Here is a 20,872-nt window from a genome sequence, read left to right as displayed (position 1 = left end):
CTACACCTGCGCGGCCCGGACGCAGAGCACGTCGGGCAGGTGGGCGGCGACCAACGACCAGGAGTCCCCCTCGTCCGGGCTGGCGTAGACCTCTCCGGAGCGGGTGCCGAAATAGACCCCGGCCGGGGTGCCGTCGTCCACGCACATCGCGTCCCGGAGCACGGCGGGGTGGAAGGGCCCGGTCGGCAGCCCCCGCGAGGCCGACTCCCAGGTCTGGCCGGCGTCGGTGGAGCGGAAGACCCGGCACCGCCGGTCGACCGGGAAGCGCTCACCGTCCGCCGTCAGGGGAAAGGTGAAGATCGTGCCGCCCCGGCGCGGATGGGCCACCATCGGGAAGCCGAAGTCGCTCGGCAGCCCGTCGGCGATCGACTCCCAGGTGACGCCCCCGTCCCCGGAGCGGTAGACGCCGTGGTGGTTCTGCGCGTACATCTGTTCGGGATTCGCGGCGTCCCGGGCCACCTTGTGCACGCACTGGCCGAACTCCGGCCACTCGTCGGGCAGGAAGTACGCCCGGATGCCGGTGTTCTGGGGGTGCCAGGTCGCACCGGCGTCGTCCGTCGCGTAGACCCCGCCCGTCGACATGGCGACGAGGATCCGGGCCGGGTCGGTCGGATGCGGCAGCACGGTGTGGATCGCCTGGCCGCCGAAGCCCGCCTCCCACTGTTTGCGGTGCGGGTGGTCCCACAGCGGGCGGACCAGCTCGTAGTGGACGCCGCGGTCGACCGACCGGAAGAGCGCGGACGGCTGGGTGCCCGCGTAGACCACGTCCGGCTCGTCGGCCGGGCCGGGGGCGAGCTGCCACACCCGTTCCAGGCTGACCCCGGCGTCGGCGGGAAACGCCAGCGGTGCCTCGGCGGGCTCCTGCCAGGTCGCGCCGAGGTCGTCACTGGTGGCGACGCTCGGGCCGAAGTGGGAACTGGTGACTCCGGCGAGCAGCCGGGGAGTGGACCGGCGGGTGTCGATGGCGACCGAGTAGACCCCGGTCATCGGGAAGTGTGGGCCACTCACCTGCCAACTGGCCCGGCCGTCCTCGCTGGTGGCGAGGAAGAGACCCTTGCCGGTGCCGATCGCGAGCAGGACTGTCATGATCGGTTTCCTTTCCGTCACGGAAGGTGGTCGCCGGCCAGTATGGCGACCGTCACCGACAGAAATGACCCGCCGAGCCCGGAGCCCGGCGGGTCGGGGGCGCGGTTCGACTGTCACCGGCCATCCGGGGCCGGGGTCACTCCGGTGTGCCGTTGAGCATCCACGGCAGGTTGAACTTGCGGAACACGATCGAACGGCGTGAGGTGTCGCTGGCACTGGTGTTCTCGTTGACCTCGACCAACGCCCCGACGTGGTAGTCCGCCGTCTTGGCCAGGCTCGAGTAACCTCCCTCGGCCACGTTGCCGCCGCCCAGTCCGGACCAGGCGGGCAGCGGCGCGTCGCTCAACCGGCGGTACACCGGCCAGCTCCGCCCCTCGTCGTAACTGATCCGTACGGTCATCTTCGTCCGGGTCTCGGTACTGGCCGAGTTCAGGAAGACGATCCGGGTCGGCGAGTCGGTGTTGTACCGCAGGATGGAACCCTGGGCGCGGGGGTCCAGCAGGGTCGGATCGGGGGCGAAGGTGTCGAAGCCGCCCTCGACGGTCCCACGGGCCACCCATCGGCGCTTCGCGGTCTCCCAGACCGAGCCCACGGCCCGGTCGTTGCGCATGAGTCGTCCGTCCCGGAGTTCCAGTACGGTGCCCTCGCTCGTACCCTCCTGGTAGCCGCCGCCGGCGCTGGTCAGTCGCTGCACCTTCCAGGTCGTGCCGTGGTCGTCGCTGTAGATGTTGCGGTGCAGCGCCGGGATCACCAGCCGGCCGGTCGAGGTCTGGACGCCGACTCCGGGACCCATCGCGTCCCAGGCCCAGGTCGTGCCGTTGCCGAACGTTCTCGGCTTGAGCGACGCGCTCATGTCCACCGGGTCGGTCCAGCTCAGTCCGTCGTCGGTGCTGCGGGAGACGTACACCTTGCGGTGCTCCCAGGCGGTGATCCGGGTGGTGCCGGCGTCGCCGTTCTGGCTGTAACCGGCCGGGTTCCAGGACATGAACATCCAGACGGTGCCGGTGTCCCGGTCGACGACCGCGGTCGGGTTTCCCCAGGTCCCCTGCCCGGCGCCGACCACCTCACGCAGGGCGGACCAGGTGGCGCCGTTGTCCGTCGAACGCTTGTAGACCAGGTTGATGTTGCCCCAGTCCCGGTTGTCCGCGGCCCGGCCCTCGGCGAACGCGAGCAGGGTGTCGGACCTGGTCCGCACCAGGGACGGAATCCGGAACGAGTGGTACGTGATGCCGTTGAGCGATTCGCCGCCGCCGCCGTCGAAGAGCAGCCGCTCGCTGTGGCTGGCCGGCGCCGCGACGGCGGGGCCGCCCGCCACCGCCACGCCGACCACCAGGCAACCGACCAGCATCACCGCCGTACTGTTCCGCCAGCTTCGCACCGGGTCTCCTTCCCGATCGTCGTCAGACCAGCAGGTCCTTGTAGTAGATGCTGGCCAGTCGGTTCGGCGCGTCCCGGGAGGCGAAGCCGAAACAGAGCCGTGCGGTGGCCGGGTCGGCGGCGTTGGTGAGCTGCACCGCCATCCCCTCCGGCTCCCGGAACGACAGTGAGTAGCCCGCCTGCGACCACGCCCGCTGTACCACCGCGCCGGTGTTCAGGTCGACGGTGGTGATGTGCATGTTGCCGTGCTCGGCCTCGACCGAGTCGTACGTGCCGTACGCGCTGCCCTCCAGCAGATAGAGGTAGCGGCCGAAGCTGGTGTAGCCCTGGAACGGTCGTTCGGCGGCGACCACGGCCGGCTCGTCGACGGTCGCCAACGGGGTGTACGTCCCGGCCTTGACCGCGGTCAGGTCGAAGGCGGAGATCCGCATCCGTCCACCGAGCGAGTAACGCATGATCAGTCGGTTGTGCACGGCGTCGACCGAGGCGGTGGTGTTGGTGGCCCCGGCGATCGGACTGTGCTTCTCCATCGGTGAGGAGTTCGTCAGCACGGCACGGTTGACAAACGGGAACCGGGCCAGCCGGGTGCCCCGGGCGCTCTCGCCGGCCGGTGCGGCGTCCACCTCGGTCCAGAGGTACGTGCCCGAGCCGACCGGCTCGGCACCGATCGACACGCCGTGTCCGAAGCCGAGCAGGTACATCTGACCGAGTTGGTTACCGGCGAAGTCGAGCTGGGTCACGCAGAGGTCGCCGGCCGCGTTGCGGGCCGCGCCGCTGACCGGCGCCGGCTCGGCGAGCTGCAAGCCGCCCTGGAGCACCTGTGCGACGTAGATCCGCCGGTTGATGTTGTCGAACCCGAACGACTGCAGCACCGTCCCGTTGCGCAGCGGCTTCTCCCGGAAGAGCGGATCCGAGCCGTCGGTGAGGTCGAACCTGGGTGAGTCCGGCAGCGCCGCCGCCGCGTAGCCTTCCCGTGCCGCGGATATTCCCCGCTCCGCCGAGACTGCCCGCGGCGCCGACGATCCGGGGGCGGCGGCGGCCGGGGCGGCAGCGCTGACAACGGCGCCGAGCGTCACTCCGCCACCGGTGGCCAACAGGTTCCGTCGCGACATCGCCGCTGCCATCGGTCGCCTCCGATAGTCAATTACTTGCATTTACCGAACTGAGTGAGAAAGAAACTGCCACATCCTCCGAAGGATCCGCAAGAGTGCGAGGCGAACCGGAGGGGCGCCGGGACTCTAGACTCGCGTCATGACACACCGGACGGCGCGGCCACCGTCGAGGCCGCCGTCAGACCGGGGAACGGCCCGGTCCTGGCCCGGTCCGGCGCTCTGGGCACTCTTCGCCGGGACGGCGGTCGTCTCGTCGGTGCTCGTGCTGCGCCGACCGGGCTGGGAGCGGCTGTCAGATCTGCACATCTACCGAGGGGCCGTACGACACCTCCAGGCCGGACATCCGCTGTACGACTACGCCGCCCCGAACGGCGGCCCGTTCACCTATCCGCCGTTCGCCGCGCTGCTCCTCGGTCCCATCGGACCGGTGCCCGAGCGTGTCGTACAGCTGGTCTGGCTGGCCCTGACCTGCGCGGCGGTCGCCGCCATCGCGATGGTGACCGGTCGTGCCCTCGGCCGACCGGACCGGCGTGCCGTGATCGTCCCCGCCATCGCCTGCGCGCTGATGGTCTCCGCGCCGGCGCAGAGCAACCTGCGGTTCGGGCAGGTGAGCGTCTTCGTCGTGCTGCTGGCCCTGGTCGACGGGGTGGGACTCACCCCGGCCCGGTACCGGGGTGTCCTGGTCGGGCTCGCCGCCGCGATCAAACTCACCCCACTGCTGTTCCTGGTCTTCTTCCTGTTCTCCCGTCGGTACCGGGACGCCGTACGCGCCGGTGTGACCTTTCTGGCCTGTGCCGCGCTCGGCGCGGTTGTCCTGCCCGCCGACAGTTGGACCTTCTGGGCCGGCACCGTGCTGAACACCGACCGGGTCGGCAACCTCGCCTCGCTCGGCAACCAGTCCGTGCACGGCATGCTGCTCCGGGCCGGTGTCGACGGCGGGACCCTCCCCCTGCTCTGGGCCGCCCTGGTGCTGGTGATCTGCGGACTGGCGCTGCTACGGGCCCGACAACTGCAGTTCGCCGGGCACGGTACCCACGCCGCCGTACTCGTCGGCTGCGCGACCGTCGCGGCCTCACCGGTCTCCTGGACCCACCACCAGATCTGGCCGGTGCTGGCCGCGATGCTCCTGATCGGCGCGTACGGCATCGCGCGCCGGGTGGCCGGGATGATGCTGCTGACCGTGCTGGTGTTCTCCCTCGGCGTGCTGCTCGGCGACGTGGCGCTGACCCCGGGCATGCAGTTCCTCTTCGAGAACTCCCGCTCGTTCGCGGTCATCACCGTCTGTGTGACCGGCTTCGGCGGGCTCACCGTCGCCGCGGTGGTCGCCGGCAGACGTACCTCCGCCGCCCGGGGCTGGCTCCGGGTCGGCACCGCCGCGACCGTCGCGATCGCCTTCTTCGCCGTACAGCCGCTGCCGGCCGGCGCCGACCCGACCTTCAAGGCGTACGCCCTGACCGACGTGCCGAACCCGCGATACTTCTTCGTCTGCCGGAGCCGCACCCAGTGCGCCGAGTTCGGTGCCGGCGCGCCGATCCGGTTCGGACGCGCGACCGAACCGACCAAGGTACGGATCAGCGGTGTCGTCGACGCGACCATCCACCGGCTGGAGTACCGGTCCGCGCCGGGCGGCGCCGCCCGGGACATCCCCCTGCTGCCGGTCTATCCGGGGCAGTGGCTCTTCTCATTCCGGTCGGCGAGCCTGGCACACGGGCAGTTGACCGCGTACGGTGTCGACGGCCGGCCGATCGCCACCTACGGTTCCGAACTCCAGGGCGGGTAGCCGGTGGCGGAGCGGATGCCGAGCCGGACCTCGTCCGGCCGGCCGGTCTGGCCCGGGCGTGCCCTAGACGCTCGTCGCCTCGTCGAGATCCTCCGGCAACAACAGCTGGAGCTCCTCGGCGGTGGGCATCCGACGGAGTTGGCGCAGGCGCTGCGCCTGTGTCTTGCGCATGCCCTCGAAGAGCTTGCGCGCCTCGCGGCCGTTGCCGAAGTTGCGGTCGCCCATGCGTTCGCCGAAGTACCGAACCAGGCCGTCCCGGACCGGCTCGGTGATCGCGTACTCGTTGGACTCGGCCATCGAGGTGAAGATCTGGGCGAGCTCCTCGCTGGTGTAGTTCTCGAACTCGATTGTCTTGTTGAACCGGGACGCGAGCCCTGGGTTGGCGTCGAGGAACTGGCGCATCTCGTCGGTGTACCCGGCGACGATGACCGCCACCTCGTGCCGGTGGTCCTCCATTAGCTTCACCAGGGTGTCGATGGCCTCCTGCCCGAAGTCGGCGGAGGAGCCGAAGGACCGGGACAGCGTGTACGCCTCGTCGATGAAGAACACCCCGCCGAGCGCCGACTCGAACGCGGCGGTGGTCTTCTCGGCGGTGTGGCCGAGGTACTGCCCGACCAGGTCCCGGCGGGCCACCTCCTTGACCGCACCCTGTGGCAGCACGCCCAGCGCGGAGAGGAGTTGGCCGAACAGCCTGGCCACGGTGGTCTTGCCGGTGCCCGGGGCACCAGCGAAGATCAAGTGGTTGGTGGTGGGGGCGACGGTGAGGCCGCCGCTGCGACGCCACTCGTTCACCTGGATCTCGTCGACGATCGCCCGGACCTCGCGTTTCACCCCGGGCAGCCCGATCAGTCCGTCGAGTTCGGTGAGCAGCCGGTCCACCTTGCCGTCGTCGGCCGCCCCGGCGCGCTCGCTGGCCCCGATCTGGGCCCGGCGGCGGCGGTCGCTGGTGGTGACCTCGGCACGGGAACCGGGCGGTACCAGGACACCGGGGGCGGCGGTCGACTCGGTCCGGCAGTCGACCAGCTCACCGCCGCAGTCGACGCCCAGGCTGATGCCGACCCCGCCGGCGTCGTGCACCCAGCAACCGCGCAGGACCGGCGCACTCTGCTGGGCAACCGCGATGCCTACCTCACCGACCCGGGCCACCTCGCAGTTCTCCACCGTGGGGCGCGAATACTCGTATACGTAGATGCCCCGGTAGCCGCAGTCGGTGATGGTGCAATTACGCAACACCGGGTCGGCGGAGCGGATGATGACCCCGTCCTCCACCACGTTGGTGATCTGGCAGTCGGTGACGGTGCCTTCGCAGTTGTCGAGGTAGAGACCGACGTGGGCCTGTGACACCTTGCACCGGGTCAGTTCGAACCGGCCGCGGGAGCTCACCCGTACGGCTGCGGCTGGGCCGGCGACGACGACACAGTCGCGCATCGTGGTGGAGCCGCCAGCGGCACTCACGGTCGGTGCGTCCGCCCCCTGTAGAACCAAATCAGCTAACTCGACAGTGGACTGCCGGCAGTCGAACACCGGCGCTGCCGGATTCCGGGCCACCACCGTCACCGTGCCCGCCCCGCCGCTCGCGACGATGCTCAGCCGACGACCGCTGAGGGTCAGGTTCTCGTGATACTCGCCGGGCGCAACCGTGATCGCGGATCCGTCGGGGGCCTGCTGGACCGCGTCGTTGATGGTGGGGTACGCCCCGGGCAAGGCAGCCGAGACCTGAACGTTGTGTGTCATGGCTCCGCAGGGGGGATTGGGAAAGCGACGAAGTTCCTGAAGGGACTCTAGCAGGACGGAAACCGGTCGAGACCGGACGCGGCGTCAGGCCAGTCGGCCCAGTGCCTGCCCGGCGTCCACCTCCGGAGTCCGGACCGGATCGGTCACCACCGCCCGACGGTCACCGTCGCGGTATCGCCGGGCCGCGGTCGTACCGTCGCCCTCGGGATCGACGACGCGTGGCTTCGCCGCCGGCTGGTGCGGCGCCTCGCCCGGCAGGACGGGCCGGTTGCGTCGGCCACCCAGCGCCGGTGACCCGCCACCAGCGCCGGCCATCGGCGGGTGCATGGGCGGCAGGAAAGGGGCGCCGGCTGGACCGGGGGTGGCCCGACCGCTGAGAGCTGTGCCGCCGACGCCGGTCGTCGCGGCCGTCCCGCCGGTCCGACCCATCAGGTCCACCGCACCGGAGGTGGGGATGCCGGTCGGGTTGACTGACCGAGCGCCACCGATCCCCGACCCGGCGAGGCCGGCACCGATGGACCCGAGGCCCGGGACGCCGGCTCCGACGCTGCCCAGACCGTCCCCGATCCCGTCGGGCAGCGGAGGGGGGACGAAGGCCGGGGGTGCGCCGACGTCGCCGGGCTGCGGCTGCTGTCCGAGAAGGTCGTCGAGCTGCCGGCGCATGTCCGCCAGGTCCTGCTGTCCGGGCATCTCCGGCTGCTGACCCACCGGCGGCTGCCCTCCCAACTGCTCCTGCTGCTGCTTCTGCTGCTGTTGGAGGTCCTGTTGCTGCTGGTTCAGCGCATCCTGCTGCTTCTTCGCGTCCTCGTTGAGCTTGCGTACGGCGTCGTTGTACTCCTTCTGTCGACGCTCCTGCTCGTCGCGCAGTCGCTGGGCCTGCTTCCGCAGATCCTCCTGTTGTTTCCGCAGCGCGGCCTGGTGGCCGGTGGGTACCGCCGGCGCGCCACCACCGGGCACTTTCGGGGCACCGCCGCCGGGCACTCCCGGTCCACCCGGTCCGCCCGGGGTCCCCCGCCGGCCGTCCGCCTGGTAACCCGGCGGCGGCCCCTGCTGCTCCGGCAGCGCCGGATACCTCGGCAACGACACCCAGGCGCCACCACTGAGAAAGGCCTGACCCAGCCCACTGGCCCGCACGGCCGCCCAGATGTCGAGTCCCCGCAGGAGGTTGAGGGCCTCGAGGAGGACGGGCATCCACACCCCGTATTCAACGGTCAAGCCGTGCTGCGCCTCCACCTGTTGCGCCTTGTACCGCTGGTAGTCCAGAACTCTGCTCTCCAGTTCGTCCTGCACCTCGGCGAGCTCGGCCTGGATGTAGCGCATCCAGTCGGCGCGCCACTCGGTGACCCGAGCCCACTCGGTCATCGAGGAGACCGACTCGTTCGTCCGCTGGATGAACATTCCGGCGGAAGGGCCGTCCCAGCCGCCCTTGAGGTCGTCGGCCTCCTTGCGGACCTGGGACGCGACTTTGCCGAGCCGGGTGGCCACGTTCCCCCACCCGTTGGCCAGGCTGGTGATCACGCCGCCCGGTTCGTTGATGACCGTCCTGAAGACCCGCTTGTAGACCTCCCCAGAGGTGAGTGGATCGTCTGAATTCAGGCCCGCCCACCAGTCCGTCGTGCCGCGGTCCCCGGTCGCTGTCTCCGAGCCGGCGTAGTAGTCGTTCGCCTGGGTAATGGCGGCGGCCATACCCGCGCGGTGCGCTTCGCGGAGCTTCTCCACCTCGTCCCAGCCCCGGTCGGCGTACGGCGCGCGGGGCTGGTGCAGGTCCTTCGGGCCCGCCAGTTCCACCTTTCGGAGCCGCTCCTCGACCTTGCGGAGCTCGTCGGCGCTCTCCAGGTCGGCCGTGGTGTACCGGTAGTGCGCCCCGAGCGTGAACAGTGCCATGTCGTTGACGCCGGTGACGACATCCCGGGCGTAGGAGCCCAGCGCCGTGCTCTGCGCGACCGCGTTGGCGGCGAAGTAGCGTGCCTCCAGGAACTTGACGCCGCCGTCCGGCACCGGCACGTTCTGCAGGATCTGGGCCGGTTCGAGCAGCCTGTTCGGACCGGCATCGGTGTCCAGTCCCGTCACGTCGCCGGACCTGACCCGTCGGCTGAACTCACTCAGCGCGTTGGTGTCCTCGACCGTGATTCGGTACGGCATGCGAAACCCCCTCGCCCCCAGATCGATGCTGAGACTAGCGCCGGACGGCCATTGGAGACAGGCTTTCGTCGCGATCAGACGACCCCGGTTCAGGCGACGGGCTCCAGCCAGCCACACTGGATGAGCCGGGTGCCCTCCTTCCGGGTCACCAGCCAACCCCGACCGGCCGGCAGCGGCCCGGGACGTACGCTGCCGATCAGGACACCCTCCTCGCGGTCGCCCGACATCATGATCCCCGGACTGGCCAGCTCACGGAGGCGCTTGAGGATCGGGTCATAGAAGGCCCGGCTGGCGCCGCCGGCCCGGCGGGCGACGACGAGGTGGAGGCCGATCTCCCGGGACTGTGCGAGCAGGTCGTGGAGCGGGGCCAGCGGATTGCGGTCCGTGGCGACGAGGTCGTAGTCGTCGACGAGCACGAACAGTTCCGGCCCCTTCCACCAACTGCGCTCCCGCAACTGCTCGGCGGTGACGTCCGGCCCGGGCAACCGCTCCTGCATCACCGTCGCGGCGTCCTGGATCATGCGGGCGCTGACCTCGCCCGAGGTGCCGTAGCCGAGCAGGTGGGTGTCCGGGACCGCGCCGAGCAGCGCGCGCCGGTAGTCGATGGCGATGATCTTCGCGTCCTTCGAGCCGTACCGGTCGACGATGCCGCGGGCGAAGACGCGCAGGAAGGTGGACTTGCCGCACTCGTTGTCCCCGAGCAGGATCAGGTGCGGGTCGCCGGCGGTGAGATCGAGCCGCACCGGCTGCAGGTCGTGCTCGGCGATCCCGATCGGGATTCCGGGCTGGTCCGGGCTGCCCACGAGCAGCTCCTGGTATTCCACCCGTTGCGGAAGCAGCCGGACCGGCGGTGCCGTCGGCCCCCGCCACGCCTCCCGTACGGCCTGGACCAGCGCCCGGGTGCCGTCGGCGAGGTCGGCGGCGTCGTGTCGGCCGTCGATCCGGGGCAACGCTGCCAGGCTCTGGTGGCCGTCCGGGGTGATGCCCCGACCCGGGCTCTGCTCCGGTACGTTCGCCGCCGACCGCCGGTCGATGTACGAGTCCGAGGGGTCACCGAGCCGCAGCTCCAGCTTGGTGCCGAACAGCTCCCGGATCGAGCCACGCAGGTCGAACCACCGGGAGCTGCTCGCAACGATGTGGATCCCGTACGACAGGCCGCGGTTGGCGAGGTCGCCGACCCGTTCCTCGAGATCCTCGAACTCGGTGCGCAGGGTCTGCCAGTTGTCGACGACCAGGAACACGTCGCCGTGGCGCTCCTCGGCCAGCTCGCCCGCCCGGCGCAGGCGGCGGAACGTCGCCATCGAGTCGATGCCGCGCTCGACGAAGAGCTGTTCGCGGTGGTTGAGCACCTCGACCACCTCGGCGACGGTACGGCGTACCCGGTTGACGTCGCGTCGCGGCGCGACCCCGCCGAGGTGCGGCAGCCCCTGGAGCGAGGCCAGGCTGCCGCCACTGAAGTCCAGGCAGTACAGCTGCACCTCGCGTGGCGTGTGGGTGAGGGCCAGGGAACAGATGAGCGTACGCAGCAGGGTGCTCTTGCCGGACTGCGGCGCCCCGACGATCGCCACGTGCCCGCTGGCGCCGGACAGGTCCAGCGTCAGAGTGTCCCGGCGCTGCTCGAAGGGTTTGTCGACGACCGCCACCGGCACCAGCAACTGTCCGGCGAGTTGTTCGTCCGCCACCCCGAGGCCGCGCTGCGGATGCGTCTGCGCCGCACCGGTCAGCTCGTCCAACGACGGCGGCTCGGCCAGCGGGGGGAGCCAGACCTGGTGTGCCGGACCGCCCTTGCCGGCGAGCCGCGCGGTCAGGATGTCCAGCAGGGACTGTGCCCCCGGCGTCTCCACGTCCTCGTCGAGGTCCTCCTCGCCCGCCGACACGCTGGTCTCCCGGGGGTCGGCCTGCACCACGTAGCCGGAGTGGAACTCGAAGACCTCAGGCTCCGGTCCGGCGGTCCCGATCTCTTCGTGGCCGCGCCAGGGCCCCGAGACGTACGCGGCACGGAAGCGGATCATGGGCTCGGTGCCGAACTTCAGGTAGCCGTGTCCCGGAGCCCTGGGGAGTTCGTAGGCGTCCGACACCCCGAGCACGGCCCGGCTCTCCCCGGGGGAGAACGTCCGCAGCCCGATCCGGTACGACAGGTGCGTGTCGAGACCGCGCAGTCGGCCCTCCTCCAGCCGCTGGCTGGCCAAGAGCAGGTGAATGCCGAGCGACCGTCCGAGCCGGCCGATCTGCACGAACATGTCGATGAAGTCCGGCTTGGCGGAGAGCAGCTCACTGAACTCGTCACAGACGACGAAGAGACTGGGCAGCGGTGCCAGCGGCGCACCGGCCGCCCGGGCCCGCTCGTAGTCCCGCTGCGACAGGTAGTTGCCCGCCTTGCGGAGCAGTTCCTGCCGCCGAACCAGCTCGCCGTTGACCGCGTCGGTCATCCGGTCGACCAGGGGCAGTTCGTCGGCCAGGTTGGTGATGACCGCGCTGGTGTGGGGGAGCAGGTCCAACTTGGTGAAGGTCGCGCCCCCCTTGAAGTCGACGAGTACGAAGTTCAGCGTCTCCGGCGGGTGGGTCACGGCCAGCGCGAGCACGAGGGTACGGAGCAGTTCCGACTTCCCGGAGCCGGTCGCCCCGATGAGCAGGCCGTGCGGGCCCATGCCGTCCTGCGCGGACTCCTTCAGGTCCAGCTCGATCTGCTCCCCGCCCGGACCGACGCCGATCGGCACCCGCAGCCGCTTGCGGGTCGGCCGGGGAGCCCAGTGCTCCTCCACGTCGACGGTCCGCGGGTCGGCGATGTCGAGCAGGTCGGTCAGGCCGTGCTCCGCGTTCATCGTCCGCTCCGACCCGCCTGCGGCGGCGAGCCGCAGCGGCGCCAGTTGGTGCGCCAGCGCCTCCACCGCGACCAGGCCGAGTTGGTCGGCGTTTCCCAGGTCGCGGGTGCCGTCGAAGGTCCGGGCGGTCAGCTGCCCGTCGTCCCCGATCTCCAACACGAGGTTCGCCCGGTCGAGGTTGCGGGGTGGCTCGGTCGACAGGTCGACCACGGTGACCCCTTCCACGCCGCTCTCCGCGGTGAGGTAGTCGGCGCCACCGATGTCGCCCTCGTCGACCACGACGACGATGTGCGGCCCGCCGTGCTGCGAGTCGGGCGCGCTCGGATCGAAGCGCGGACGCGGCGCCAGGAGCTGTTCCATCATCGCCTCCAGCCCGACGATCCCGGGCGCGATGAGGCGCAGCGGTCCCAGCGCGTCGACCGCCTCCGGGTGCTGGGTGTGCGGGAGCCACTTCGTCCACTCCCACCGGGCCCGGGCACCGCCGCCGACGCAGACCGCCACAAGCAGGTCCTCGGGCGCGTGGAAGGTGGCCGCCTGGGCCAGCAACGCCCGTACCATCGCGCGGGCCCGGGAAAGGTCGCCCCGTACGTAGATCCGGCCGAACCCGTTGAGCGCGAGGACCACCGGCAGGTCGGAGACCTCGCGGTAGGTCCCGAGGAACCGTCGCAGGGCCGCCGCGGCGACCGGCTCGGCCCGCTCGGGGGGCGTGTCCGGGCCGGCCACCAGCCGAGTCGCCAGCTCGCGCGGGCCCAGCCCCAGCCGGACCAGGCAGTAGTCCAGGTCACCACGGCGACGCTCCCAGAGCCGGGCGCTGTCGGTCAGCGCCCACAGCCCGCCCGGGTCGGGATGACGGTAGTACTCGGCGCCGCGCTGGTCCCGTATCGTCCGCCGGACGGCCCGCCGGCACGCGTCCAGGTCCCACAGGAACTCCCGGCGCTGGTTGTGCATCTCCTGCTTGCTCGCGCCGCCGCCGTACATCGAGAGTTGGACCAGCAGCATGCCGAGCGCGGACACCCCGAAGAGAGCACCCGTCACATAGGCCAGCGGACCGCCGCGCTGACCGGCGAACATCAGCGCGAGGGCCAGCGAGCCCGCGAGCATCGGCAGCAGCATCATCAGGTGCGCCCAGCCGCGTCCACTCGGCGCCGGAATCTCCGGGGCCGGCTCGAGCACGATCTCACCGGTGGGATACGGCGGCGCTGGCCGTCGCGCCGGACGCTTGCGGACTACCATGCTCACGGCCGAAACCTCCGTAGGAAAACCGATCGTTGTGGAGCGTCATGGCGCAGACGGCAAGGCTGGGGCTGACCCGCATCGTACTGTTGAGTCCGCAGCGACGTGCCGACCTCTCAGTGCCCCGGCACCTTCCCCTGGTGACCCTGCTACCGACGCTCCTGCGGCATGGCGGCAACGGCCTCGCGGACGAGGGAATTGCACACCACGGCTGGGTGTTGCGCAGGGTCGACGGGCGGTTGCTCGACTCGACGCGCTCGCTGCAGGCGTCCGGCGTGGTCGACGGCGAGACCCTGCTGCTCTCGCCGCAGGACCAGCACTGGCCCGAGCCCGCCTTCGACGACCTGGCCGAGGCGGTCGGCCAGGAGGCCAAACGTGCCGGTGCGACCTGGAACGACCGACACACCCGGCTCGCTGGAGGCGCCGCGACCGCCCTGCTGCTGGCACTGGGGCTCCTGGTCGCCGGTACGGCGGGTCCACCGTGGACGGCTGCGGGCGTCGCGTCGGTGTGTGCCGCACTCCTCACCCTGGTCGGCGCCGTGGTCGTGGCGCGGATGCCGCAGCACGAGAACGTTCCGCTGGTGATGTCGATCGCGGGATACGGCTACGCCGTACTCGGGTCCGTACTGCTGGTGACCGGTGCGCCGCGGGTGGGTCGGGACGCGCTGGTGGTCGGCTGCGCCACGCTGCTGCTGGTCGGGGTACTGAACCTGATCGCGCTCCGGGCGTATTCGGAGCTGCATCTGGCGACCGCCGTGTGTGGCCTGTTCGGTGGCCTGGGCACGATGTTGAGTACGGTCACCACGGTCCCGGCCGTCGCCGCCGGCACCGCCCTCGTGCTGCTGCTCGCCTCCCCGTGGCTACCCCGGATCGCCCTGTACCAGGCGGGCATGCCGGTGCCGAACGTACCGAGGCCGGCCGCCGAGGTGGGCCCCGACGAGCCGTTTCCGGCACCAGTTCAGATCGCCGTCCTGGTAGGACGCGGCGACAGCGTGCTGACTGGCCTGCTCTGGGGGGTCTGCGCGACGTTGCTGGGTAGCGTCGCCGTGCTGGCAGGTACGGCCGACCTCGTCGCCTGGTTCCTCGCCGCCACGGTGGTGCTGGTGTGTGCCCTGCGGACACGCGCGTTCGTCGCGGTCCGGCACCGGCTCCCGCTGCTGTCCACCGCCGGACTCGGCGTCGTGGCGCTGGCGATCCTGACCTGGTTGGACGTCTCGACGGGGGACCGGGCCCGGCTGGTGCCGGTCACGCTGGCGACGGCACTGTTCGCCGGCGCGGGAGCGTTCGTGGCCGGTCGGACCTACGCCGTGCGGCAGGCCTCACCGCAGCTCGGCCGGGTCGGTGACATCACCGAGTTCGTTCTGATCTCGATCAGCGCCGTGCTGGCCGCGGCGGTGACCGGGCTCTTCGGCTACGTGCGGGGTCTCAGTGGCTGAGCCGTCGGTCGACCGAGGCCGGCGGCGTGGTACGGGGGGAGCGGTGCGATGCTGACGCGGCGGGACCTCATCCACTCCCGGCAGTTCCTGCACCGGCGGCTGGTCACGTCGTTCGTGACCCATCAGCCGGATCCGCTGGAGTGGTCCGGCCGGCGGTTGGCCGGCGCCACCCTGGTCTCGGTGATGATGCTGGTGATCGCCGTCGCCGTGGTCGGCATCTACGGCTTCATCCGACCCGCCGGCAACAAGCAGTGGCGGACCTGTGAACGCATCATCATCGAGGCCGAGAGCGGTGCCCCCTACGTCTGTGGCGACGGGGTGCTGTACCCCGTCGAGAACTTTGCGTCCGCCGCGCTGCTGCGTGGCGTGTCGGAGAAGCCGATCCGCGTCGCCCGGGCCTCGCTGACCTGGCCGCGGGGCATGACCGTCGGGATACCCGGTGCCCCGTCGGCGTTACCGTCCGCCCGGGACCTGCTGACCACCCCGTGGGCGCTCTGCGTCCGGCCATCCGGGCGCCCGGGCGCCCGGCCGCAGGCGGTGGTCCTGTTGGGCGTCACGCCCTCGGCCGGTCCCGGCGGCCCACCGACGCAGCTGAGGGCCGACGAGGCACTCGCGGTCAGCGACACCTCGACCGGTCAGCTCAGCGTCATCTACGCCGGACGCCGACACGAGGTACGGGACCACCCGACGGTGAGCCAGGCGTTGCGGATCAACCAGGTCGACACACTGCCGGTCAGCCCGGCGTGGCTCGCCACGGTCCCGACCGGACCTGCCCTCGGCAAGCTGGAGATCACCGGGCGGGGAGGTAAGGTCGCCGGTCTCGGCCAGCTGAAGGTGGGCCAGATCCTCACCGTCGCGGACGGGGACCGGATCCGGACCTTCGTCGCCCGGCCGACCGGTGTCCAGCCGATCTCCAAGCTCCAGGAGGCACTGATCCGCGCCACCGCCGACGACACCTCGCCCCCGGTGACGCTCAACCCGGTACAACTTGCCGGGGTCACCCAACTGGAACCGGCACCGTCGCCGCTGGGCGGGGACGACCCGCTGCCCTTCATGGTGCCGGCCGGCCGCAGCCTCGGTGTGGCCTGCACGGTGAGCGCGGACGGTACGGATCGGCGACAGATCACCGTCGGCGGGCTGGTGCCGACCCGGGACCCGTCCGCCGGAACCTCTCCGGCCGCCCGCGCCTCTGCGGCCGGTACCCCGCTCGCCGACGAGGTCGTGGTCGCACCGGGCCGAGGTGTGCTGGTACGGGCGATGGCGACGCCGACGGCGGCCGACGGCACGGTCTACCTGGTGACCGAAACGGGGTGGCGGTACCCGGTCGCCTCCTCGGACGCGCTCAACCGGCTGGGTTATCAGGGCGTGCCCGCGGTGCCGCAGCCGAGCACGGTTGTCGAACGGCTGAGCCAGGGGCCGGCTCTCGGGGTATTGGCTCTGGCGACGGACGGACCCTGACCGTTAGCATCGGGTCCGCATCGATATTTCCGTGGCGCCGACCATCCACCCTGGAGGTGGCGATGATCTCCGGTAACGACCCCGGCTCGCCCTCGGCGGCAGGTTCCGCCGAGGACACCGTCAGGACCGACACCGCCGCCCACGACGAGTTCGCCACCTGGTTGGTCGGTGGTCCCGGGCCGCTGGGCGGCGTGGGCGGCGAGTCCGAGGCGTTCGAACAGGACGTCGTCGCGTACGTCGAGGGCCTCCAGGAGCTCGCGCGCGGAATCGACACCGAGCTTCGGGAGGCGAACTGGTTCCGGGGCGTCTCCGTCGCGCAGACCCAGGCCATGGCGGTGTTCGTCACCGAGGCCCGGCTGGGGCTGTCCGCACTGGGCAACGCGGCCGGTGCGACCGGCGACACCTACCAGGCGGCGGACCGGGAGTCGCAGCAGCTGTTCGACGCGGTGGCCGGCGACCTGACCGGCCTTCCCCGCTAGGGCGCGTCGGTGCCGACCCGCGACTACTTCACCTATACCGACAAGCCTAAAGGGCAGTCCATCAGCGTGGGGTCGCCACAGTCCACGCAGTGGGACAAGTTTCCGACGTTCTTCCACGTCAAAGGGGTCATCCTCGCGGAGAAGCCGGAGGGACCCGCTGCGCTCGCCAGGGCGTACGGCCAGGTCAAGGTGAAGCTCCAAAAGGCCGCGGACCAGTTGGACGACCGGGCCCACGGATTCAACACGGCCTGGTCCGAAGGTCCGGCGTCGGAGAACTTCTTCCGGCTGACCGGTGCGACGCTCTACAGCCTGGACCACTGGACCGAGAACCTCAAGGACAAGATCGACCGGTTGGAACAGTTGACTCGCGACATCTCCGCCGCACACAGCCAGGCGCAGGACCTCGAGGAGCAGTTCCAGGCCGCATACCAGCGCAGGGCACCCGCTGGTGCCGGCTTCTACGGCTTCCCGCCGGACACCTCGCTGGACAATCCCGCCCTCGACAACGCGGCGGAGGAGGAGCTGAAGGCGAAGATCGAGGAAATCTACCAGGACGTGCACGACACGTTCCTGAAGCTCATCATCGCGGTGGGGAAGCAGCTCGCCCAGAACTTCGTCCGGGCGGCCAACTGGAGGGAGAACTCGGCGGGAAAGGTGCCGGTCAAGTTCCAGGGACCCGACAGGGCGAAGCCGTGGCAGGGCTCCTCGTCGTCCGAACCGCCGACCACCGCGCCGTTGAGCCGCAGCGGTCAACCGGTGAGCTGGTCCACGATGCCGGACCAACCGTCCGACCGGTACGCCATGACACTGTCCGTCGAGCAGCCGATCGATACGGCCTCGATGGTCACGTTCGACACCCCGGCCGGGCCACCGAACCGGTTCGGTGAGTACGGGACAGAAGCGCCGGTACCGGGGGACCGGTCGGCCGAGCAACGCGGCTTCGGCCCGACAACGGGCCAGCAACAGCCGGTCGGCACGGACCCGACCGCGCCCGCCGCACCCGTGGGCGTACCCGGTTCGTTCGGGCGGGGAATCGGTCCGATCGGGGCGTTACCGCCACCCACCGTGTCGCCGGGCAGACCTGCGGATGCTGGCTGGACGGTCCCGCCCGCCGGCCCGTCCACCGGGCAACCTGGCCCGGCCCTCGCCGGCCGGTTCGGCGACCCGGTGGCGGTACCCCCCTCGGCAGGGGAGGCGGCGCCGTCCGCGCTCTCCGCCCGCGGGACGCAGCCGGCGCTCGCGAACCCGATGGTGCCGACCGGCGCGTTGACCGCCGACGGCCCGATGGCCTCGCCGGCCATGGCCGCCAGCGGCTGGTCACAGGTGCTCAGCGCGCGTGCCGCGATTCCCCCGTCGGTGGTGGGCGGAAACGGGCAGGCGGCACCGGAGCGCAACGGCATCATCGGCGATCGCCGGACCGGTCGGCCGGAACAGGCCGAGCCGGCACGGCGGCCGGTGCCGGCGAGGACGGGCGAGGCGGCGAACCCGAGTGACCATGTCGACGAGCGGCGTAGGGCGATCCGTCGCGCCGCAGTGTGACGCGTGCCAGGCCACGTGTCGGAGGAGAGAGAGGGAGGCGGCATGCAGCAGTACGGTCTGCTCCAGGCCGATCACGGGGCCATCGATGCGATGGTCGAGACGATCAAGAGCACCGGCAACCAGATCATCGAGTTGGCCGGCGAACTGGCCCGCCAACAGCAGCGGCTGGAGGGGGCGCTCGTCGGTCAGGCGGGCACCGAGTATCAGAACACCGCGAGCAAGGGTCAGCAGATCCAGCAGAAGATGGCCCAGATCCTCCAGCAGCTGGGCACCGAGACCAGTAACAGCAACCAGAACCTGCAGGTCAACGACCAGCAGGCCGGCGGCGTGGTCAGCGACGCCGGTCTGGCGTACATGAGGGCGGGGTTGAGCGCATGAGGCTCGTGGTCGAGTTCGGCGAGGTCCAGGCTGCGGAGCGGGTTTACCAGAACGTGGTGGACGAGCTCAACCGGCTGATGAACAAGCTGCGTGGGGAGATCGAGCAGCTCACGTCCAGCGCCTACGTGGGTGAGTCGTCGAGCAAGTTCCAGAGTCTCGGCCAGATGGTGGACCAGGCGCAGAGCATCCTGAACAACGACGGGCACCTTGGCGTCCAGATGGCGCTGGCTGCCACGCGCAGCCGAATGGCCCAGGCCGAGGCGGACAACGTCACCGCCCTCAGCCGGGTCCAGAGCAACTTCGCCTGAGGATTCAGGCCCGAGCGCGGCGGCGGCGGGCGAAGGCCGTCGCCGCCGCGTACCCGACAACCAGGACCAGCGTCCCGGCGCCGATGGCGCCCGCCCAGAGCAGCGCCTTCCGGGTGGCGGCGGACAGACCCGGTCGCTGTGTGGGATTCAACGCGGCCGCCGGCACCGGGTGCGGTGCGGGGGAGCGCCCGGGAGCCTCGGCGGACTCGGTCAGCGCCCGGTAAGGGTTCACCCCGCCGTACCCGTAACCGTCGTTACGCGCCCCGCCCGGGGTACCGTCGGCGGTCGCGAGCAGCCGGTCGGCGATCTGTGCCGCCGTCCACTTCGGATGGCGGGCCTTCAGGAGTGCGGCCGCGCCGCTGACCATGGCCGCCGCGGCGGCCGTACCGCCGACGGGGACGTGCCCGCGGATCCGGGCCGCACCGACCAGCTCGACGCCCGGGGCGACCAGATCCACGTGCGGGCCGGAGCCGGAGTCCGTCCACCGGTGTCCGGACGACTCCGCGGCGCCGACGCCGACGACCCCTGGATAGGCGGCCGGGTAGGTGGGTCCCGCCGTCCGGTCGCCGACCGCGGCCACCACCACGATCTGGCGCTTGGCCGCGTCCGCGACCGCTTTCCGCAGGGCGGCGTTGTTGCTGTTCACGGCGAAGGACACCTGGATGACGTCGGCGTCCAGGGCGATGGCCCGGCGGATCCCGGCCGCGAGCCGCGCCGGGGTCACGTCCCGGTACGCGGTGGCCCCGGACCCGTCCTCGCTGACCCGGATCGGCACGATGCGCGCGGCGGGCGCGACCCCGACCAGCGCGGCATCCCCGTCCGGCCGGGCGGCGACCAGACTGGCCACGGCCGTGCCGTGTCCGACGCAGTCGGTCCGGCCGTCGGCCTCGTCGGCGACCACGTCCCAGCCCCGGTCCACCGCCCGGGCCAGCTGCGGATGCGAGGCGTCGACACCGGAGTCGAGCACCGCCACCCGTACGCCGCTGCCGGTGCTCACCTGTCGCAGCCGGTCGGTGTCGAGCCAGCGCAGCGCCCAGTGGGCACCCGTGGCGCGGCCTGCCGGCACCGGTTGGCTGTAACACGCGGCGGCAGCGGCCGGGTCGGCTGTCACCAGCGGCGTCGCCATCCCCACCAGAAGCAGCGCCAGTGGGCGCGTCAGCCAACTCCCGTGGTGGTGAGATCCACACACGACTTTTCCTTTCACGGTCGGCAGCGTACCTTCGGAGCGTGCATGTCGACGGCGAGATGGTGGCTGCGATGCGGGTCCAGGCAGAGGAACTCGCCAGTCGGCTGGAGAAGATGACCGGGCAGCTGACCGAGCTGCAGGAGCAGGTCCGTCAGGTCTCGGTGACGGCGGTCTCCCGGGACGGTCTGGTCCGGGTCACCGTCGGCAGCGACGGCAAGCCGCGCGACCTGGTGCTGGACGCCGCCATCTACCGGAACCCCGACTCGGCGCGGCTGGCCGCGACGATCCTCGACACCATGGAGGTGGCCGGGGAGGAGGCACGCCGGCAGGTGATGGAGCTCTGCCGCCCGTTCGCCTCCGAGGAGGCCATCCAGCAGTACGCCGAGGGCGACCTCAACGGTGCGATGGAACGGTTCCGGCGGCAGATGCCGTGGTTGGGGGAGGCGGACGGATGACCAGGATCAGCGTTCACCCCGGCGCCGAGGCGGCCGCCGAGGCGTTGGCGATGCAGACCGCGGCGGCGTACCAGGAGATCCAGGGCGCACTCGCGGCGTTGAAGGCCAGTCCGTTCGTGGACGAACCGGTGTGCGCCGACGCGGCGCGGAACTACGAGCGGTCGACCGAGACTTTCATCAAGGTGACGGGCGGGTTCTTCGACGAGTTGAGGCGCAGCAGCGACGAGGCCGTCGGCGCGGTCCGCGAGGTGCTCGACGCCGACGCGCTGTCGGTCAAGCCCTTCGCCGAGGCCGACCGGGCGATCACCCGGGTCAACATCTCCTCCTGATCAGCCCACCGATACCCA

Annotated in this window: 16 protein-coding genes; 9 read left to right on the top strand and 7 right to left on the bottom strand. The window is 71.1% G+C overall.

The genetic code is table 11. The features are described 5' to 3' along the window. The 3 genes from ABGB05_RS11270 to ABGB05_RS11260 form a co-directional block, all read right to left on the bottom strand. Positions 1 to 1,086 carry an exo-alpha-sialidase gene (locus ABGB05_RS11270; protein ID WP_347653188.1) on the bottom strand — a complete coding sequence of 362 codons (1,086 nt, stop codon included), beginning with the start codon at positions 1,084 to 1,086 and terminating at the stop codon, positions 1 to 3. A 136-nt stretch (positions 1,087 to 1,222) separates the two neighbouring features. Continuing rightward, complete coding sequence (locus ABGB05_RS11265; protein WP_347653187.1) at positions 1,223 to 2,464, bottom strand: sialidase family protein; 1,242 nt, start codon at positions 2,462 to 2,464, stop codon at positions 1,223 to 1,225. 22 nt (positions 2,465 to 2,486) lie between these two features. Continuing rightward, entirely contained in the window at positions 2,487 to 3,575 is a 1,089-nt protein-coding gene (locus ABGB05_RS11260; protein WP_347653186.1) for a hypothetical protein, read from the bottom strand. A gap of 139 nt (positions 3,576 to 3,714) precedes the next feature. Between ABGB05_RS11260 and ABGB05_RS11255 the strand changes: the two genes are divergently transcribed. Further along, complete coding sequence (locus tag ABGB05_RS11255; RefSeq protein ID WP_347653185.1) at positions 3,715 to 5,355, top strand: glycosyltransferase 87 family protein; 1,641 nt, start codon at positions 3,715 to 3,717, stop codon at positions 5,353 to 5,355. A gap of 63 nt (positions 5,356 to 5,418) precedes the next feature. Here the strand turns inward: ABGB05_RS11255 and ABGB05_RS11250 are convergent, their stop codons facing one another. The 3 genes from ABGB05_RS11250 to eccCa form a co-directional block, all read right to left on the bottom strand. Further along, positions 5,419 to 7,089, bottom strand: coding sequence for a right-handed parallel beta-helix repeat-containing protein (locus tag ABGB05_RS11250; protein ID WP_347653184.1), 1,671 nt, complete (start codon positions 7,087 to 7,089; stop codon positions 5,419 to 5,421). 84 nt (positions 7,090 to 7,173) lie between these two features. Further along, positions 7,174 to 9,231: a hypothetical protein gene (locus ABGB05_RS11245; RefSeq protein WP_347653183.1), complete on the bottom strand. Its 2,058-nt coding sequence runs from the start codon at positions 9,229 to 9,231 to the stop codon at positions 7,174 to 7,176. Between the two features lie 89 nt (positions 9,232 to 9,320). Further along, positions 9,321 to 13,292: a type VII secretion protein EccCa gene (eccCa, locus tag ABGB05_RS11240; RefSeq protein ID WP_347653182.1), complete on the bottom strand. Its 3,972-nt coding sequence runs from the start codon at positions 13,290 to 13,292 to the stop codon at positions 9,321 to 9,323. A gap of 41 nt (positions 13,293 to 13,333) precedes the next feature. Here eccCa and eccD point away from each other — a divergent pair, with 41 nt between their 5' ends. From eccD to ABGB05_RS11210, 6 genes are all read left to right on the top strand, one after another. Continuing rightward, the gene (gene eccD / locus ABGB05_RS11235; protein ID WP_347653181.1) at positions 13,334 to 14,722 is read left to right on the top strand and encodes a type VII secretion integral membrane protein EccD; all 1,389 of its coding nucleotides are present in this window, start codon (positions 13,334 to 13,336) and stop codon (positions 14,720 to 14,722) included. Between the two features lie 48 nt (positions 14,723 to 14,770). Then, positions 14,771 to 16,180, top strand: coding sequence for a type VII secretion protein EccB (gene eccB, locus ABGB05_RS11230; protein WP_347653180.1), 1,410 nt, complete (start codon positions 14,771 to 14,773; stop codon positions 16,178 to 16,180). A 62-nt stretch (positions 16,181 to 16,242) separates the two neighbouring features. Beyond that, on the top strand, positions 16,243 to 16,659 hold the full coding sequence (locus tag ABGB05_RS11225) for a hypothetical protein (RefSeq protein WP_347653179.1): 417 nt from the start codon (positions 16,243 to 16,245) through the stop codon (positions 16,657 to 16,659). 9 nt (positions 16,660 to 16,668) lie between these two features. Next, the gene (locus ABGB05_RS11220) at positions 16,669 to 18,198 is read left to right on the top strand and encodes a hypothetical protein (protein WP_347653178.1); all 1,530 of its coding nucleotides are present in this window, start codon (positions 16,669 to 16,671) and stop codon (positions 18,196 to 18,198) included. A 42-nt stretch (positions 18,199 to 18,240) separates the two neighbouring features. After that, positions 18,241 to 18,576, top strand: coding sequence for a WXG100 family type VII secretion target (locus ABGB05_RS11215; protein WP_347653177.1), 336 nt, complete (start codon positions 18,241 to 18,243; stop codon positions 18,574 to 18,576). Beyond that, positions 18,573 to 18,884 carry a hypothetical protein gene (locus tag ABGB05_RS11210; RefSeq protein ID WP_347653176.1) on the top strand — a complete coding sequence of 104 codons (312 nt, stop codon included), beginning with the start codon at positions 18,573 to 18,575 and terminating at the stop codon, positions 18,882 to 18,884. The genes ABGB05_RS11215 and ABGB05_RS11210 overlap by 4 nt, the downstream gene beginning before the upstream one ends. A 4-nt stretch (positions 18,885 to 18,888) precedes the next feature. Here the strand turns inward: ABGB05_RS11210 and ABGB05_RS11205 are convergent, their stop codons facing one another. Beyond that, a complete protein-coding gene (locus ABGB05_RS11205) occupies positions 18,889 to 19,950 on the bottom strand; it encodes a S8 family serine peptidase (protein ID WP_347653175.1) in 1,062 nt (353 codons plus the stop codon). A 191-nt stretch (positions 19,951 to 20,141) separates the two neighbouring features. On the opposite strand from ABGB05_RS11205, the gene ABGB05_RS11200 reads away from it, so the two are divergent. Next, positions 20,142 to 20,525: a YbaB/EbfC family nucleoid-associated protein gene (locus ABGB05_RS11200; RefSeq protein WP_347653174.1), complete on the top strand. Its 384-nt coding sequence runs from the start codon at positions 20,142 to 20,144 to the stop codon at positions 20,523 to 20,525. Continuing rightward, entirely contained in the window at positions 20,522 to 20,854 is a 333-nt protein-coding gene (locus tag ABGB05_RS11195) for a hypothetical protein (RefSeq protein WP_347653173.1), read from the top strand. The genes ABGB05_RS11200 and ABGB05_RS11195 overlap by 4 nt, the downstream gene beginning before the upstream one ends. The last annotated feature ends 18 nt before the right edge of the window (positions 20,855 to 20,872 follow it).

This window comes from Plantactinospora sp. B5E13 (genome assembly GCF_039871775.1).
In the GTDB taxonomy this organism is placed as follows: domain Bacteria; phylum Actinomycetota; class Actinomycetes; order Mycobacteriales; family Micromonosporaceae; genus Plantactinospora.
The sequence above is the reverse complement of the archived record's forward strand: the minus strand, read 5'-3'. Positions and strand labels throughout refer to the sequence as shown.